We start from the raw sequence: 14,729 nt of genomic DNA, 5'->3' as shown, positions 1-14,729 counted from the left end.
ATAATTCTGAGTTATTAGGATATAATCTTTCAGTCGTTATACCCATTCTTCACTTAAACTAGTTATTCGTCATTTTCCGTAATATTCCTTTAATTCATTACATTTTTCTACAAATTATCTTCCTAATTCCCAACCGTCTCCCCTAGAAATAAGGAGAATTAACTAATCACTCGGATCACCTTCACGTCATCCTCCATTATATCCTGGTCTTTTGCGGATCGCTTATAAGCAGAGTCCGGTACTCCAGCATCCAGTTGAGAGTGACCACCCTCTGGTCATTGCGCTCATTCTCCTCTTTGTTGCCACTGATCCACTCAATAACCTACAGGTTGGTGCATCCGTTGGTGTCGTGATCCTGCAGAATCTCCTTCAGCTAAACCAGCGAGTATCCGATGGACTGGAACTTCTTGATCAGTTACAGCCACTCGACGGCTCCCTCTGAATAGTTAAGGTAATTGTTGTTCTCCCGGCGGACATGACGGTTATCCAGTAAGCCATCCTTCTCATAAACATGGATTGTATGAATGGTTAGGCCCATTCTGTCTGCAAAATATTGAATTTTTATTATCACTTCTCCTTCAGACCACTTTTCTTAGAAATCACTTCATATTTTATGCTTAATCTATTGCAGCAGTCATTTACTGAAGGAGGATATGATCATGCATATATTTGTTACAGGAGTTACAGGGTATATCAATTGTGTAGTTGTAGGGGAGCTAACCAGCGAGGCCCATAGCACTTTGAGCTGATTTCATTAAAAAAACCGCAGAGGATCAACCCCTGCGGCTTGTTAGTATACACTTGTTAATACTTATGCTGACCAGTAGCCAGATGTCTCACAGCCCCCAAATCCGGAACACAATCACCGCCGCTTCCGCGCGGGTAAGTGTATCTCCCGGGGCCAGCAGGCCGTTCTTGCCGGCCACAACGTCGGCCTCAACAAGCAGGGATGCGCTGTCTGCGGCGTATCCGGCGACTTGCGATGCATCCGGATAAGCAGCCAGGCTATTACTTCCGGCTGCTTCTTTACCGGCAGCCTTTAGTGCCCGCGCTGCAATCACCATCATTTCCTGACGGCTAATCGGATTGTCAGGACGGACGGTACCGTCTGCATAGCCGCTGATGATGCCAAGCTGCTGTGCTATAGCCAGCCCGTTGCTGTAATCTGTACCAGCCGGGACATCGCTGAAGCCGGAAGCAGCGGAGCCGGTTCCCTTCAGCTCAAGCGCTTTGACGAGCATTACGACAAAGTCGGCCCGCTTCACGGGTGCTGCCGGGGTGAAGCTGCCTTCAGCGGTTCCCTGCACGACGCCGCGCGCTGCCAGGGCTGTAATAGCCTCTTTAGCCCATGTCAGCTTCTCCAGCTCTGTGAAGCTCACTGAGTTATAGGCAGCTGCATAGGTGCCGGAACCGGTAATATGGAACACGAGTGATCCGCCGGCCGCATCATAGCGGCTGTTCGGAATTGGTGCCAGGCCGCCCGTGCTTCCCAGCTGACCTGCAATGAGGGCTGCCGGATTACCAAGCTGCGCCGGAGCAGGTGTGTATGGGATGGCAACCTTTACCGGGGCTTCCAGGCTGCCCAATGCAATCGCTTTGCCGCCTGCCGTCAGGCTCAGTTCAATAACCGGACGCTCACCTATAAGGTTGCGGGCTGCGCTGGACAGACTATCTTTGACAGCCTGCTTTACATGGAGAGATACGTACTCCGTATCTGCCGCTGCACCGGATAGTACATCACCCGGAATCTCAATTGAGGCTGCTGCCGTCTTTACCAGCAGTACGAAGTTTGCCTGCCCTTTAAGACTTTGTGCAGGAAGCTGTAATTCATAGGCAGCGGCATCTCTCTGTTCAGGCAGCTCGATTACAATCTGTTTAAGCCCGTCAATTCCAGGCTGCGCCTGTTCAAGGGCTTTCGTCAGGTTATCGGCAGAGACGGCTGCTTTAACCCCGCCGCCGGTACCAGTAACCTCGGGCTTTATCGTCACCACACCATCCTTGCTCTCCAAAACAACAGGCTTTGGCGCAGCCATACTGTTGGTACCGCCGGGAATCGCAGCCGGCGCTGGAGTAGCTGTCGGTGTTGGTGTAACTTCCGGAGTCGGAGTCGGCGTTGGCGCCGGTGTCGGCGTTGGCGTCACTTCCGGTGCATCAGGCTTGCCAGTAAGTGTAAGCACACCGTATACCGAGGTATCCTGATACCCGTTGCCGGTGGTGTCGTTCCATGCGGCCACACTTTGCCGCGCGCCATCCTTTGCATCATTGATCTGCACGTCGAAGCCGAGCTTCTTAGCATTGGCCGGAGTAACGCTGATTAGCGGAATTTTCACTTCAACCGTATAGTTGGTTCCTGTTACTTTGGTTGCAGAAGTGAATCCTGCCGCTATCCTGCCGGGATTAAAGGTAGTTTCGTTATCAAAATTAATCCGGAACTGGCCGTCATCGTCCTGATAAAACGAGGTTTTTCCGTTATTCTGATCCACAAAAATCTCAACTGAATCCTGCTCCCAGACATTCGCACTTGCCTTATCCAGCTGTGCATCGCTGACCTGAACCAGCACGTACAGATTCTGGTCATCCCATAGGGCTTTGGCTATACCGGTTGCCCCCTGCCACGCCAGCTGGTAGCGGTTAACTTGCATCTCGGGTACACCTGCCCAGAGCGCATCTACTGTACCGTCAATGACCGGTGTGCCATATACCGCATTAGATACATTAGCGTCCGTCGTATCCGGCTGATGCTCCGCTATATATTTTACCGGATCAATAACCCCGTAATATGCCGGCTTCGCCTGCAGGCTCTTGTCGAACAGCAGCGGATTGGCCGAGGCTCTCCAGCTCGTATTGTCATCCATCCCCCAGAAGGTGACTCGTGCAATATTCGCAGCATGCTCCTTGTAGAGGCTCATAAGCTGGGCGTACAGATACCCTTGGGCATCGGCCAGCTTTGCTGACAGCTCATAGTTGCTGCCTGCCTGAATGTCGAGCTCCGTGACGCTTACCTCCACACCAAGGGAGATGAATTTTTCGAGTGAAAGCCTGACGTTCTCCGGATTGGTGTTTACGTTGTAGTGCGCCTGCATACCGACACCGTCGATCAGCTGTTTGCCGGGATGACTAAGCGCATACTTATCGTTCAGTGCTTTTACCATGTTATAAATGGCCTGGGCTTTATTCTGATTGTCCTCATTGTAATCATTGTAGTACAGCTTGATATTCCATTCCGGATGCTCATCCAGCACTTCCCGTGCCGCCAGAAAAGCCTGTTCGATGTAATCTGCTCCGATTGCGGTTTTCCACGGGGCCTGGCGCAGCGACGACTCCCAGTCGGCCGGATTCCCCGGATTATCATTCATCGCCTCGTTCACGACATCCCAGGAGATCACCTTATCGCCAAAATGCTCCATCACAGTACGGATGTGGGTCCGCAGATTCACAAGGGCCTCTTCCCTGCCCAAAGGTACGCTATTGCCCTCCCCATCCTTGCCTGTATTCATCCACACCGGCGACTGCTGATGCCAGACCAGGACGTGACCGTGCATCTGCATGCCTTCTGCCAGCACCTTATCGACCATCGTATCCGCTGCGCTAAAGGTAAATTCGCCCTTCACATTCTGCAGCCCGTCCGGCTTCATCGCATTGCCTGCCGTGGCAACGTTATGATGCATCTTCAGCAGCTCCAGCCGTACCCCTTCCAGATCTTCGGCCGTAATAGCATTCCCGATCAGAAAATCATCCCGGTACGCCTCCTTCAGCGGAACCAGATCCTTCTGGATGGCAATGGGACCCGCGCCTGTATGCTCAAAGCTGATATCGTCAATGTAAAAGGATGCGGCAGCGTTATTGGAGCTCTCCACGTAAATGGTCAGAAACTCGCCGCCCACGCTATTATAGCGGTAGCTGCCCTCAAATTTCACCCAGCCGTCAGCGGCATTGATGGTCTTGGGGGAGAGTGCGACATAATTGGCACTGCTGCCGTTGCCTACCTGTGTGGACAACTGAAGCTGTGAACTGGCCGGATCAATCAGCTTGACCCAGGCAGAGATGGTGTATTCGCTGCCTTTGTCCACATACTTCTCTACTCGCAGCGCTGGACCATGCCAGGTTGAAGTCCGGCCTTCCACTTTCAAGGCATAAGATCCGTCTGCCGTATGGTTTGCTTCATCCGTTACCGTCAGTGTCTCATTTCCCGACCTGCCGGTGAAGCCGCCTCCGGTCTGATCTTCAAAGGTAATCGTGCTGAACGGTAATGCCGGGTCTCTATCCGGCTCTTCTCCGCCGCCTGAGGCTGCTTTACCGGTAATCAGCACGTCTCCGATGTAGAACGAAACGGCTTTGCCCGCCTCATTGGAATTAATGCGCAGCGCCTGATCCTTTGACGTATCTGCTATGAATTCCTTAGTCAGTGTAACGGCCTTGCCCGCCTCATAGGCTGCTTCAGCATAGTTCCCGTAGCTGTTCACGGTTTGCAGTGCCGCTTTTGCGCCTTCAGGCAGAATAACAGCGGCGTCAACGTATACCACGGCAGTTACTGTATAAGTCTCCCCGTTAACGAGTCCGAGATCGCTGAATTTAAAATCTGCCGCATCCCAGTTGTTCACCCTGTTGCTTACATACAGCGCCGCACCGTCAGTGTTACCGTCGAAGAGGATACCGTTAACCGCAGCCAGACTGGCCCCGCCGGATTGGCCGGCTTTACCGGCTCCACCCGCAAAGGTCTCATGATAAACCGTTGTTGCTGCCGCTTGGCCCGTTTCTGTAGCCTGGGATACTTGGGATGCCTGCGCTGCGGGAGCAGCCCAGCCTAACGGTAACAGCAGACTGGCTGCTAATATTGCCGGGAAGACCCGCTTGAACATTCTACTCATGCACTGCACTCCTCTTTTTATCAATTTGTACCTGCCTTTAAGTTAAGCGCTTACAAACCTTTCCTGAACAGCCCCCCTTCTCAAGCAAAATCGTAGCATACCCGCAAAATCACTGTCTTTCTCCAAACTAAAGATGATACCGTACTTTTTATATAACATTTGAATTAGCTGGAGAGAGGCGGACTGGATTTGAGGTTCTATATAGGTTAGTTAGTGATTTTACTAGCTGATATAGCTGGGACTTCAGAGAATGTTTGGGCTTTGATGAACTTACCAGTGTAGGAGGAGTTACTGAGCAAGCTAAGTGGAAAAATAGCATCTAATTCTCGGGTGGACACCGCTTTTGGGGAACCTATGTGGAAAAATGCTACTTAATTTTACTGATTTGCGCCTAAAGCCGGAGTTGGGGCTAAATTAAGTGTCGTTTTTCCAATTAATCCTTGGAAATCAAGAGAATCAGAAGAATTAGGTGACGAAAATCCACTTAGTTATGCAGGAACCCTCATCCCGGCGGAAGTTCATCACCAAACACCTCAAGTCCCTCCTCTTCCACCCACTTTCCGCTAATAAACAGAACTCTACTTTAAATTAGCATACAGAACACTAACCAACCTTTGAACATAATATGCCGACAAAATAAAGCTCCCCAGCATACATTCCGCCGCTCTCTTTGACCAGCTCACCATTTCAGGGTAGTGCAGCACCAGCACCAGTTCGCTAACCAACCACACATCAACAAGCCATATAAATTTCGTTATATGGCCAGGTCCAATTTTACTCTAACAGCAAATGCTGCCTATCTCCCACCCATCAGCCTGCCTCCTACCTGCAACAGCAAAAAGCCGTATAACCTCAGTTATACGGCCCAGCGAAACTCCACTATAAGAGCTAGCTAAAACTTCCTATTTCCCACCCGCCAGTTCTGCCTCACTCTGCCCCGTTATTACGGACACAATGCTCTCCCGCAGCACACCGGCATCCCGCGCCCGGAACGGATCGGCGTTCCAGATTACGGCATCGGCGAGGTATCCTTCGGCAATCCGGCCTAAATCATGGCCTCGCCCGAGGATTTCAGCCGCACCGGAGGTAGCGGATCCCCACGCCTCCGCGCGGGTCAGTCCGTATTCCAGCAGCGTATCCAATTCCTGCAGATTGTAGCCGTGCAGTAACGGAGTGGCATAGTCTGTGCCAAAGCCGAGGCGGACGCCCGCGCTTCGGGCATAGCCGATGGCCCGGGAGTGCGCCTCCGCAGCACGGGCAGCTCGGTCGCGGATCACCGGAGGCAGTGCCAGCACGCCGGACGGATCGGCGGCAATCCGGTAGATTGACGCCGTAGACACATAGGCAGTCCGCGATTCGGCCAGCCTTCCTGCCTGGTCTGGAGTCAGGAACATTCCATGCTCGACCGATTCGACCCCGGCCCGGATAGACCAGTCAATGGTTACCCCGCCCCAGGTATGGACCAGCACCTTGATCTGATTGGCATGGGCATGGCGGACAATGAAGTTGAACTCTTCTTCAGAGAATACAGGCTCAAGCACTTTCTCTGCTGGTGCACCAAGGCCTCCGGTTGCCATAATCTTAACCCAGCCTGCTCCGGTAGCATAAATCTCGGCCAGCCGGCCTTCCAGGAACTTTGTTCCCAGCGCATCGGCTGAACCCAGCATTTCACTGCTGGTCTCAACCCTCAGCGGGCTCCCATAGTTCCGGACCAGATGGCGGATGGTCTGCGGTGTAATACCGCCGGCGTCCCGTGCAGTCGTTACACCGGTCCGCAGGGTAGCTCCAAACGCCGCCCCCTGCATGGCCTCCACCTCACTGCTTGCGCGCTTCAGCTGATCTGCATGGTCAAAGTCCGTCCAGGCCAGATGTGTATGAAGGTCGATAATACCTGGACTGATCCAGAGACCGGACTCTGGTTGATTAGGCTCTGCCGGCTGATCCAGACCCTGCTGTGCAAATGGCTCTGTAGGGTCCAAGGACTCAATCTCCTCCCCTGGCTCCGACTCCTTCACAGACGTAAATCTGCCGTCTCTGATGGAAATATCGTAACGCTTGCCTTCAATCCCCGCGATGCGGATTGCTGTATAATCCAGCGCCTCCGGACGTTTGTTAAGCATGGGCATTCCCCCATGCTGCCCGGACCGCCTGCAGCGCTGTAGCTGCGTCTTGTTCAAGCAGTTCAGCCAGCGTTTCAATAGCCTTCTCAACACTGCCGAGGCCTGCATTCACACCAAAATGATTAATCCGCAGCAGGCGGCCGTTAAGCTCACCGTCTCCGGGAGCTACAATTCCAACAGGCTGCGCAATTCTAAGCCGCTGATCCCCGCCAATGCGGACGGTTGTCGTCAGCGTGGAATAATGCCCGCCGTCCTTCTGCCAAGGCTCTAGCCCCAGCGCCCTAATGCCGGCAATGGCCGAGGCTGCCGCTGTCTCATGGCGCCGGATGACTTGATCCAGCCCCTCCTGCTCAACCGCCGCCAGCGCTTCAATCAGTGCTCTGGCCTCCAGCGCCGGAATGTTAGGCGGGACACGTACCGGTTCTGTGCCATCCGGGGACGGCTTCAGATCCAGCAAAGACAGAATAGAGTTACGCGGAGCGAGCTTATTGGACTCCAGGAACTGCCAGCCGCGCGGCGATATGCTGACCGCGCTGACCCCGTTGGGTCCGCCCAGCGCTTTTTGCGCACCGACAGCGGCGAAGTCAACGCCCCACTCATCAACCAAAAGCTCTTCCCCGCCGACTGCCGAAACGGAGTCCGTTACTGTGATCAGGTTGTGGCTGCGCGCAATACGCAGGATTTCTTTTGCCGGATTTGAACCGCCGGTAACAACCTCAGCCTGCACAAAGGAAAGCGCATCAGGCTTAACCCGCTCAATAACTGCAGCAACCTGTTCCGCCGGAACCACTTCGTCAAACGGAACCTTCACTTCCACTACTCTTGCTCCGCCGCGCTCCAGCCATTGGCCGAACAGGCTGCCGTAAGGTCCGGTTACAACATTAATAAACGTGCGGCCCGGTGCAGATATGCCTGCAGCTACCGCCTCAATACCCAGAATTGCCTCAGCCGGAATAATAACCGGAGGATGTTCAGTAGACAGCAGCCGGGAAAGCTGGCTGGTCAACGTGCTGAATTCAGTGCGTGTCAGCGGCACATATCCTTTATGTTCTTGGTTCATGTAGTCCTCCTGATGATTTCATAGTCGGCATTTGGGGAACCGCGGACAGCAGCTCACGGCTGTAGGCTGCTTCCGGACGGCTAAAGAACTTGTCCTTCGGGCTGATCTCAACCAGCTTTCCCTGCCGCATGACGGCAACCTTATCGCTTACAGCATGTATTACGCCCAGATCATGGGAAATAAACAGCATCGTCAGATTAAGCTCTGATTTGAGCGCTCCCAGCAGCTCCAGCACATTAAGCTGCACGGATACATCCAGCGCACTGGTCGGCTCATCGGCAATCAGCAGGCTGGGCTCTACGCTTAGTGCACGGGCAATCGCAATCCGCTGGCGCTGTCCGCCCGAGAATTCATGCGGATATTTATCCAGCGCTTTTCCTTCAAGCTGCACACGCTCCAGCAGCTGCCTGGATCGCTTCTCCACCTCCGCGCGGCCCACGATCTTGTGGAACAGCAGCGCTTCGGCCAGAATCTGCCGGATGGAGTGCTTGGGATTAAGCGATGCATCCGGATTCTGGAAGATCATCTGGATGCTTTTGCGCTGCTCACGGGTCCGTTTCCGGGAGAGCGGCTCTGTCCCCAGCAGAACCTGGCCCTGATCCGGGATAATTAGACCGGCAATTACCCGCGCAAGGGTAGATTTGCCCGACCCGGATTCTCCGACAAGGCCGAGGGTGGTGTGCTGCTGCACCTCAAGCCGGATATTGTCCAGCGCCGTAAATCCGCCGTAACGCACGGTCACATCGTTAACTTGCAGACTTAAGTCCATGAAGCACCGCTCCCTTCAGCCACAAGCTCCGGCACAGGCAGCACCGAGTTAATCAGCATTTGTGTATATGGATTTTGCGGGCTCTGCAGAACACTTAGCGTACTGCCGCGCTCCACGATTTCACCTTTTTTCATCACGGCCAGCCTGGAGCACATGGCGGCGGCAACAGCCAGGTTATGCGTCACAAAAATCATCGCAAACCCCAGCTCCTGCTGCAGCCGGCCCACCGTCTCCATAATCTGCTTCTGCACGGTGACATCAAGCGCTGTAGTCGGCTCGTCGCAGAGCAGAATGCCTGGCTTGCAGGCTAGAGCCATTGCGATGACGATCCGCTGGCACTGGCCGCCGGAGAGCTGGCTTGGATACCGGTCTGCCTTACGAAGGGATTCGGGCAGTCCGAGCATGTGCAGCAGCTCCAGCGCCGCGGCGCGCGAGGCTTTGCGGCTCAGCCGCTGTCTGTAGTACACTACCTCCGCTACCTGCTTAACCACCGGACAGAGCGGGTCCAGCGCCCCCCTGGGGTCCTGGAATACCATGGCGCTGTCCGCCGTACCCCGGATTACTCCGCCTGTCTGCTGCACACCGCGCGGCAGCAGGCCGAGCACCGCCCGCAGCGTAAGCGATTTGCCGGAGCCCGATTCGCCGACCAGGCCCAGGCTCTCGCCCTGCTGCAGCGAGAAGCTGACGTCCTTGACCAGCACCTCCTGCGATTTGGCAGTCAGCGTCAAGGCCTCTATTTCCAAAACAGGTGTTGTAGCCATTATTTTTTCCTCCATAGATCTGCCAGCCCGTCACCCACCAGCGACAAGGCAATCCCCGTGTAGACCACGGCGAAGCCCGGCACTGCCGAGAGCCACCAGGCGGTCGAGATAAAGGACTGCCCGTCCGCAATCATCGTTCCCCAGTCGGGAGTCGGCGGGGCGATACCAATGCCGAGATAGCCGAGCGTGACAATTGCAACCAGCAGGCCGACCATATCCGTCATCAGCACAACTACTGCCTGCGGCAGCACATTTGGCAGCAGATGCCGCAGAATGATGCGTGGGCCGGATAACCCCAGTGTCTGAGCCGAAGCAATCCACTCCTGTTCACGGAATGAAGCACTGAGCCCGCGGACCACCCGGGCGAACACAATCCAGCCGACGAGAATAAAAGTGATATATATTCCGCGCTGGCCCGCCCCGCTGGCAAAGGCCACAATAATGACGATCAGGTAAAATGGAAAGGCAATAAACGTATCCGTAATCAGGGTGATGACGTTATCGGCCCATTTTCCATAGTAGCCTGCCACCATTCCCAGAAAAATCCCGGTACAAAACGGGATAATCTCCGCAAGCACCATAATGGTCAGGTCAGTCCGGGCAGCATAGATCAGTCTGGTGAACAGGTCCCGCCCCAGCTGATCGGTTCCCAGCCAGTGCGCGGCGGAAGGCGGCTGTAAAAACGCGCTTAAATTCTGCTCCGTGGGGTTATAGGGGCTGATGTAAGGAATGAAAATAGCCAGCAGGATCAGCACAGCGAACATTATGCTTCCTGCCAGCAGGGACGGGGTATTCAGAATCCGCCGGATCAGGGTAGACCCGGTTCTGTCTGTCTGCAGTTCAGGGTAAGCTGTTGTATTTTTCATCGTGATCCTTTCGTCCGGGGATCAAGCCACTTGGCTGCAATCTCCACCAGCAGGCTGATAATCACCACCGAAACCGCACAATACAGCGCAATTCCCTGGATGACCGGAAAATCCCGGTTTGAAATGGAAGTAAACAGCAGGCTGCCGATGCCCTTAATGCCGAACACCTGCTCAACAACCAGCGTGCCGCCAATCAGATAGGATATGTTAACTCCCAGCAGCATCAGCGTCGGCAGTGCCGAATTGCGCAGCACATGCTTGAACAAAATAACCCGGCCGGGAATGCGTGCAGCCCTCAGAGTAACTACGAAATCGGACTCCAGCACCTCCAGCATCTGCGCCCTTAAAGAGCGGACAAGCGTTGGAATCTGGGAAAAAGCGACCGTAACCGCCGGAAGCGTCAGGCTGTACAGCATGCCGGACCAGCCTTTGCCTACGCCGCCGACAGGAAACCAGCCGAGCCGGACACTAAGCAGCATAATGAAAAGGATGCCAACCCAGAAGATTGGCATACCCAGAGTAATCGTTGGAAAAATACGGATCAGATGATCCGCCAGCTTGTCCTTATTCGTAGCAGCAACCGTAGCAAGCAGAAGGGCAATCACTACAGCAATGACACAGGCTATCAGAATCAGCAGCATGGTTACCGGTGCACGCTCGGCAATCAGCACCCGTGTTGAGGTTCCCGAGATAATGGAATTGCCGGTATCGCCGGAGGTGAACAGCAGCTTCACGAACCGGATGAACTGCTCCCACAGCGGAAGATCCAGCCCGAGTGTATGATGCATGGCTGCGATCGCTTCCGGAGTACTGTATTCACCCAGAATCATTTTTGCGGGGTCACCCGGAACGATACGGATCAGAAAAAAGACAGCGGTCATCACACAGAGGATAACGACAGTAGCTCTGATTAGAGCCGCCGTCAGCCATCTGTAGGATGTACGATTACCTGCTGCAGAACTTTGCAGCTTGCCCGGCATCATCATTGACCAATCCGCACGTCTTCAAAGCGGACGCTGCCGTTAGGCAGTACGGTAAGTCCCTCTACCGAAGAGCGGGCGCCGATCAGAATGTCAGGGTAGTAAAGAGGAATGTAAGGCACTTCATCGGCCAGCGTCTGCAGGAGCTTGGTGTAAATCTCGGCCCGGGCATCGCCGTCTGCCGTTTTTTGTCCTTCATACAGCAGCTTGGTTACTTCGTCATTGGTATAATGTGTCCAGTACGATTTACTGAAGCCTTCGGGATCAGTCTGGAAAGCCAGAATCGAGTTCGCTTCCGGTGAATCCGCCTGGCCGCTGTTCAGCATGGCAGAGAAATCATAAGCGAAGAACCGTTCACGGAAGGAAGCCAGCTCAATGGATTCAATCTCAATTTTGATGCCGATCGCCTGGCCTGCCGCCTGAATAATCTGCGCTTCCTGGGCTCTTGTGCTGTTGCCGGAGGCCACCAGCAGCTTGGTGCTGAAGCCGTTAGGGAATGCAGATTTAGCCAGCTCGGCTTTGGCAGCTTCTACATCATAGTTCAGCGCTTTTATCGTGTCATTCGCATTGTAAGGAATGGTTGTCGGCAGCAGGGAGTTTGCCGTCTTGGCATAACCGAAGGTCAGCGCCTTGGTCAGGCCTTCACGGTCCAGTGCCAGTGCCAGCGCGCGGCGGACATGCACATCCTTGAAATGCACATCCAGTGTATTGAAGAACAACTGCTCTGTTACCCAGCTGCCGTTAGTTACTACAGCGGTATCTGCGCCATTCTTCAGCTCTTCAGCGTTCTGCAGGGCAATTGCCTCAATAGCGTTCACTTCTCCGGCCTTCAGCTGGTTAATAGCCTGGCTGTCGTCTTGAATCAGCTTATAGACGAGCTTGTCAATCGCCGGCTTGCCTTCCTGCCAGTAGCTTGTGTTCTTGACGAACGTCACATCACCTGCAGGGTCCCATGCTTCGATGGCGAACGGGCCGGTGCCGATTGGCTTTTTGAAGAATTCTTCTTCTGTAACTCCGCCGAAATCGGCCGGGATGATTCCGTTCGAGAAGTTGGACAGCTCTGAGATGAATGGTGTATACGGCTCCTGGAGCTTAATTACCAGTGTCTTGTCATCCTGCGCAGTCACACTGTCTACCTTGGCTGCAATGGCCAGCGGGCCGCCGACCTTCAGGTGGCGCTCCAGCGAGAATACAGCATCCTTTGCTGTTACAGCATTGCCGTCAGAGAACTTCAGACCGTCGCGCAGCACAAAGGTATAAGTTAATCCGTCCTCACTGATGGTATGGGAGGCAGCCAGCCAGTCTACGATTTCCCCTTCACTGTTAAAGGCAACCAGGGATTCAAAAACCTTATCAATCGCAAAAGCATTGTTTGAGGTAATCTGATTATGCAAATCAAATGAGGTTACTGCAGCAGGCCGTCCGTAAACAAAGGTTCCTCCCGCCGCCGGCTCGCCGGTGCTGTTGCCCGCATCCGCTGTCTGACCTGCGCTTGGCTGGGCCGTTTCGCCGGAAGCAGGTGTATTGTTCTGTCCGGAGCATCCCGCAATCACCGCCATTAATAGAACTGCCACTGTTCCTGACCATAACGATTTTTTGATAGAAGACGTAAACTGCATATCTGAACTCCCCTTCCTATAAACCTTATATGTTTAGTATGGATTGTATTATGGCCCATACTAACCCCCCTGTCAAACAAAATTCACATAATGCCAGAGCGGGTAAAACTATTATATCCAATACAGGAAATGAATCCGTTTTAATTGCGAAAACATCATTTTTCCTCAGCATATCCGATTACCAAATGCTTCAGATCAGCTTATGGGCAAACCATTTATCTCCTCTGAACCGCCACAGGAAAACAGCCCCGCGGACAGCCCACTCGCAGTTCATCGCCATCCATACTCCGAGCACGCCATAGCCGAGCACAATCCCGAGAATATAGCCCAGTACAACCCGGAACAGCCACATTGACAGCATCGAGGTGATGGAGGTAAACCGCGAATCCCCTGCTGCCCGCAGCGCGGACGGGAGAATAAAGCTGACAGCCCACAGCGGAATCTGGGCAACCGCATTGACCAGCAGCACTATAAACAAATCATCGATGATTTCCGGAGGCGGAGAAAAGATAGATACCAGCGGATGGAACAACGGCATCAGAATCAGCGTAACCAGGACATAGGAGCCTGAACCGATCCATAGAAAGGCTTTGATAAATTTCCTGGCATCAGCAACATTCCCCCGCCCGATGCTTTGCCCGACTACCGTTACAATAGTTAGGGACAACGCACTTGCCGGGATCTGAAACACCATGGCCAGAGAGCCTGCAATAGCATTGGTCGCAATAGCATAGGTACCCAGGCTGACGATAAAAATCTGGGTCAGCAGCTTGCCGCCGTTAAAAAACATCTGCTCCGCCGCAAAGGGGACGCCGATGAACATAATTTTGCGCAGCATATCAAGCGGGACGCGGAGAAGATCGCGCACGCGCACACGCAGAGCCGTATCGATTTTGAACAGGTACACAAGGGCACAGATCATTCCCGTATACCGCGCGATATTGACCGCCAGCGTCATGCCCAGCACACCCATATCCAGCAGATTTATAAAAACAATGTTCAGGAGTACGTACAAAAGATTCATAATCAGTGACAGCATCAGGGAAGCCCGTGTCCGGCCCACACCCCGCAGCGCACCGCATACGGCCTGAACTACGGCAATCCCCAGATAGGAGATGCTGCTGCCGATCATATAAATCCGGGCATTGTCCAGTACATCAGCAGAGGCTGACCCGAACAGGAGATTTAAGATCGGGGAGTGGAAGCCCATTAGCAGAAGACCGATTCCTACAGAAATCAGCGATACCGAAGTAACGGAACCCGCTGCAGCCTGTGACACCATCCGGTCATTTCCGCTGCCCTTATACTGAGCCACCACTACTGTTCCGCCGGTAGCAATCGCCACAAATACATTGATCAGAAAAATATTCAGTGAGTCCACCATATTCACCGCACTGACCGCCGCCATTCCGGACGAGCTGATCATCGCTGTGTTGACCAGGTTCAGCCCGATGATGAAGGCCTGATCGATTAGGATGGGAAGGAACAGGGCGATAATCTGCCGGTAATCCATCCCTTCCCCGGTAAGGTATTGTTCCAGCCATTGCTTACTGCGTATCCGAGCCTGAAGCTGCATAAACATATCACATTCTTTTCTGTAGAATTTGAGAGCACAAAGTACATTCCTTCCAGTTTACTACAAAATCCCCATTTCGTCTGTTAAACGGACGGTTACTATACAATAGG

Annotated in this window: 10 protein-coding genes; all 10 read right to left on the bottom strand. The window is 53.6% G+C overall.

Annotated elements, in window-relative coordinates; translation table 11 throughout:
- Positions 1-415: 415 nt before the first annotated feature.
- The 10 genes from BN3772_RS31460 to BN3772_RS28880 all read right to left on the bottom strand — a co-directional run bounded on the left by BN3772_RS31460 (position 416) and on the right by BN3772_RS28880 (position 14,619).
- Entirely contained in the window at positions 416-571 is a 156-nt protein-coding gene (locus tag BN3772_RS31460) for a MerR family transcriptional regulator (RefSeq protein ID WP_244444868.1), read from the bottom strand.
- A 265-nt stretch (positions 572-836) separates the two neighbouring features.
- The gene (locus tag BN3772_RS28920; protein WP_042203968.1) at positions 837-4,868 is read right to left on the bottom strand and encodes a glycoside hydrolase family 10 protein; all 4,032 of its coding nucleotides are present in this window, start codon (positions 4,866-4,868) and stop codon (positions 837-839) included.
- 902 nt (positions 4,869-5,770) lie between these two features.
- Positions 5,771-6,988, bottom strand: a complete 1,218-nt coding sequence (locus BN3772_RS28915; RefSeq protein ID WP_042203966.1) for an amidohydrolase family protein — start codon at positions 6,986-6,988, stop codon at positions 5,771-5,773.
- Positions 6,981-8,048: a pyridoxal-phosphate-dependent aminotransferase family protein gene (locus BN3772_RS28910; protein ID WP_042203964.1), complete on the bottom strand. Its 1,068-nt coding sequence runs from the start codon at positions 8,046-8,048 to the stop codon at positions 6,981-6,983. Before BN3772_RS28910 ends, BN3772_RS28915 begins: the two co-directional genes overlap by 8 nt.
- Positions 8,032-8,817 carry an ABC transporter ATP-binding protein gene (locus BN3772_RS28905; RefSeq protein WP_042203963.1) on the bottom strand — a complete coding sequence of 262 codons (786 nt, stop codon included), beginning with the start codon at positions 8,815-8,817 and terminating at the stop codon, positions 8,032-8,034. The genes BN3772_RS28910 and BN3772_RS28905 overlap by 17 nt, the downstream gene beginning before the upstream one ends.
- Positions 8,808-9,578 carry an ABC transporter ATP-binding protein gene (locus tag BN3772_RS28900; protein WP_042203960.1) on the bottom strand — a complete coding sequence of 257 codons (771 nt, stop codon included), beginning with the start codon at positions 9,576-9,578 and terminating at the stop codon, positions 8,808-8,810. The genes BN3772_RS28905 and BN3772_RS28900 overlap by 10 nt, the downstream gene beginning before the upstream one ends.
- Positions 9,578-10,444 (bottom strand): ABC transporter permease, encoded by an 867-nt coding sequence (locus tag BN3772_RS28895; RefSeq protein WP_086074817.1) that lies wholly within the window; start codon positions 10,442-10,444, stop codon positions 9,578-9,580. The genes BN3772_RS28900 and BN3772_RS28895 overlap by 1 nt, the downstream gene beginning before the upstream one ends.
- On the bottom strand, positions 10,441-11,430 hold the full coding sequence (locus BN3772_RS28890; protein WP_244444867.1) for an ABC transporter permease: 990 nt from the start codon (positions 11,428-11,430) through the stop codon (positions 10,441-10,443). The genes BN3772_RS28895 and BN3772_RS28890 overlap by 4 nt, the downstream gene beginning before the upstream one ends.
- Entirely contained in the window at positions 11,427-13,043 is a 1,617-nt protein-coding gene (locus tag BN3772_RS28885) for an ABC transporter substrate-binding protein (RefSeq protein WP_042203959.1), read from the bottom strand. The genes BN3772_RS28890 and BN3772_RS28885 overlap by 4 nt, the downstream gene beginning before the upstream one ends.
- A 190-nt stretch (positions 13,044-13,233) precedes the next feature.
- Positions 13,234-14,619 (bottom strand): MATE family efflux transporter, encoded by a 1,386-nt coding sequence (locus BN3772_RS28880; RefSeq protein ID WP_042203974.1) that lies wholly within the window; start codon positions 14,617-14,619, stop codon positions 13,234-13,236.
- Between the last annotated feature and the right edge of the window lie 110 nt (positions 14,620-14,729).

It is taken from the genome of Paenibacillus camerounensis (assembly GCF_000723885.1).
In the GTDB taxonomy this organism is placed as follows: domain Bacteria; phylum Bacillota; class Bacilli; order Paenibacillales; family Paenibacillaceae; genus Paenibacillus_AQ; species Paenibacillus_AQ camerounensis.
This window is presented reverse-complemented; position numbering and strand designations above follow the sequence as displayed.

Excerpts from the sequence above, each read along its gene's own strand:
- BN3772_RS28895 (WP_086074817.1), bottom strand. The coding sequence starts at position 10,444 with ATGAAAAATACAACAGCTTACCCTGAACTGCAGACAGACAGAACCGGG.
- BN3772_RS28890 (WP_244444867.1), bottom strand. The coding sequence starts at position 11,430 with ATGATGATGCCGGGCAAGCTGCAAAGTTCTGCAGCAGGTAATCGTACA.
- BN3772_RS28880 (WP_042203974.1), bottom strand. The coding sequence starts at position 14,619 with ATGCAGCTTCAGGCTCGGATACGCAGTAAGCAATGGCTGGAACAATAC.
- BN3772_RS28920 (WP_042203968.1), bottom strand. The coding sequence starts at position 4,868 with ATGAGTAGAATGTTCAAGCGGGTCTTCCCGGCAATATTAGCAGCCAGT.
- BN3772_RS28905 (WP_042203963.1), bottom strand. The coding sequence starts at position 8,817 with ATGGACTTAAGTCTGCAAGTTAACGATGTGACCGTGCGTTACGGCGGA.
- BN3772_RS28910 (WP_042203964.1), bottom strand. The coding sequence starts at position 8,048 with ATGAACCAAGAACATAAAGGATATGTGCCGCTGACACGCACTGAATTC.
- BN3772_RS28885 (WP_042203959.1), bottom strand. The coding sequence starts at position 13,043 with ATGCAGTTTACGTCTTCTATCAAAAAATCGTTATGGTCAGGAACAGTG.
- BN3772_RS28915 (WP_042203966.1), bottom strand. The coding sequence starts at position 6,988 with ATGCTTAACAAACGTCCGGAGGCGCTGGATTATACAGCAATCCGCATC.
- BN3772_RS28900 (WP_042203960.1), bottom strand. The coding sequence starts at position 9,578 with ATGGCTACAACACCTGTTTTGGAAATAGAGGCCTTGACGCTGACTGCC.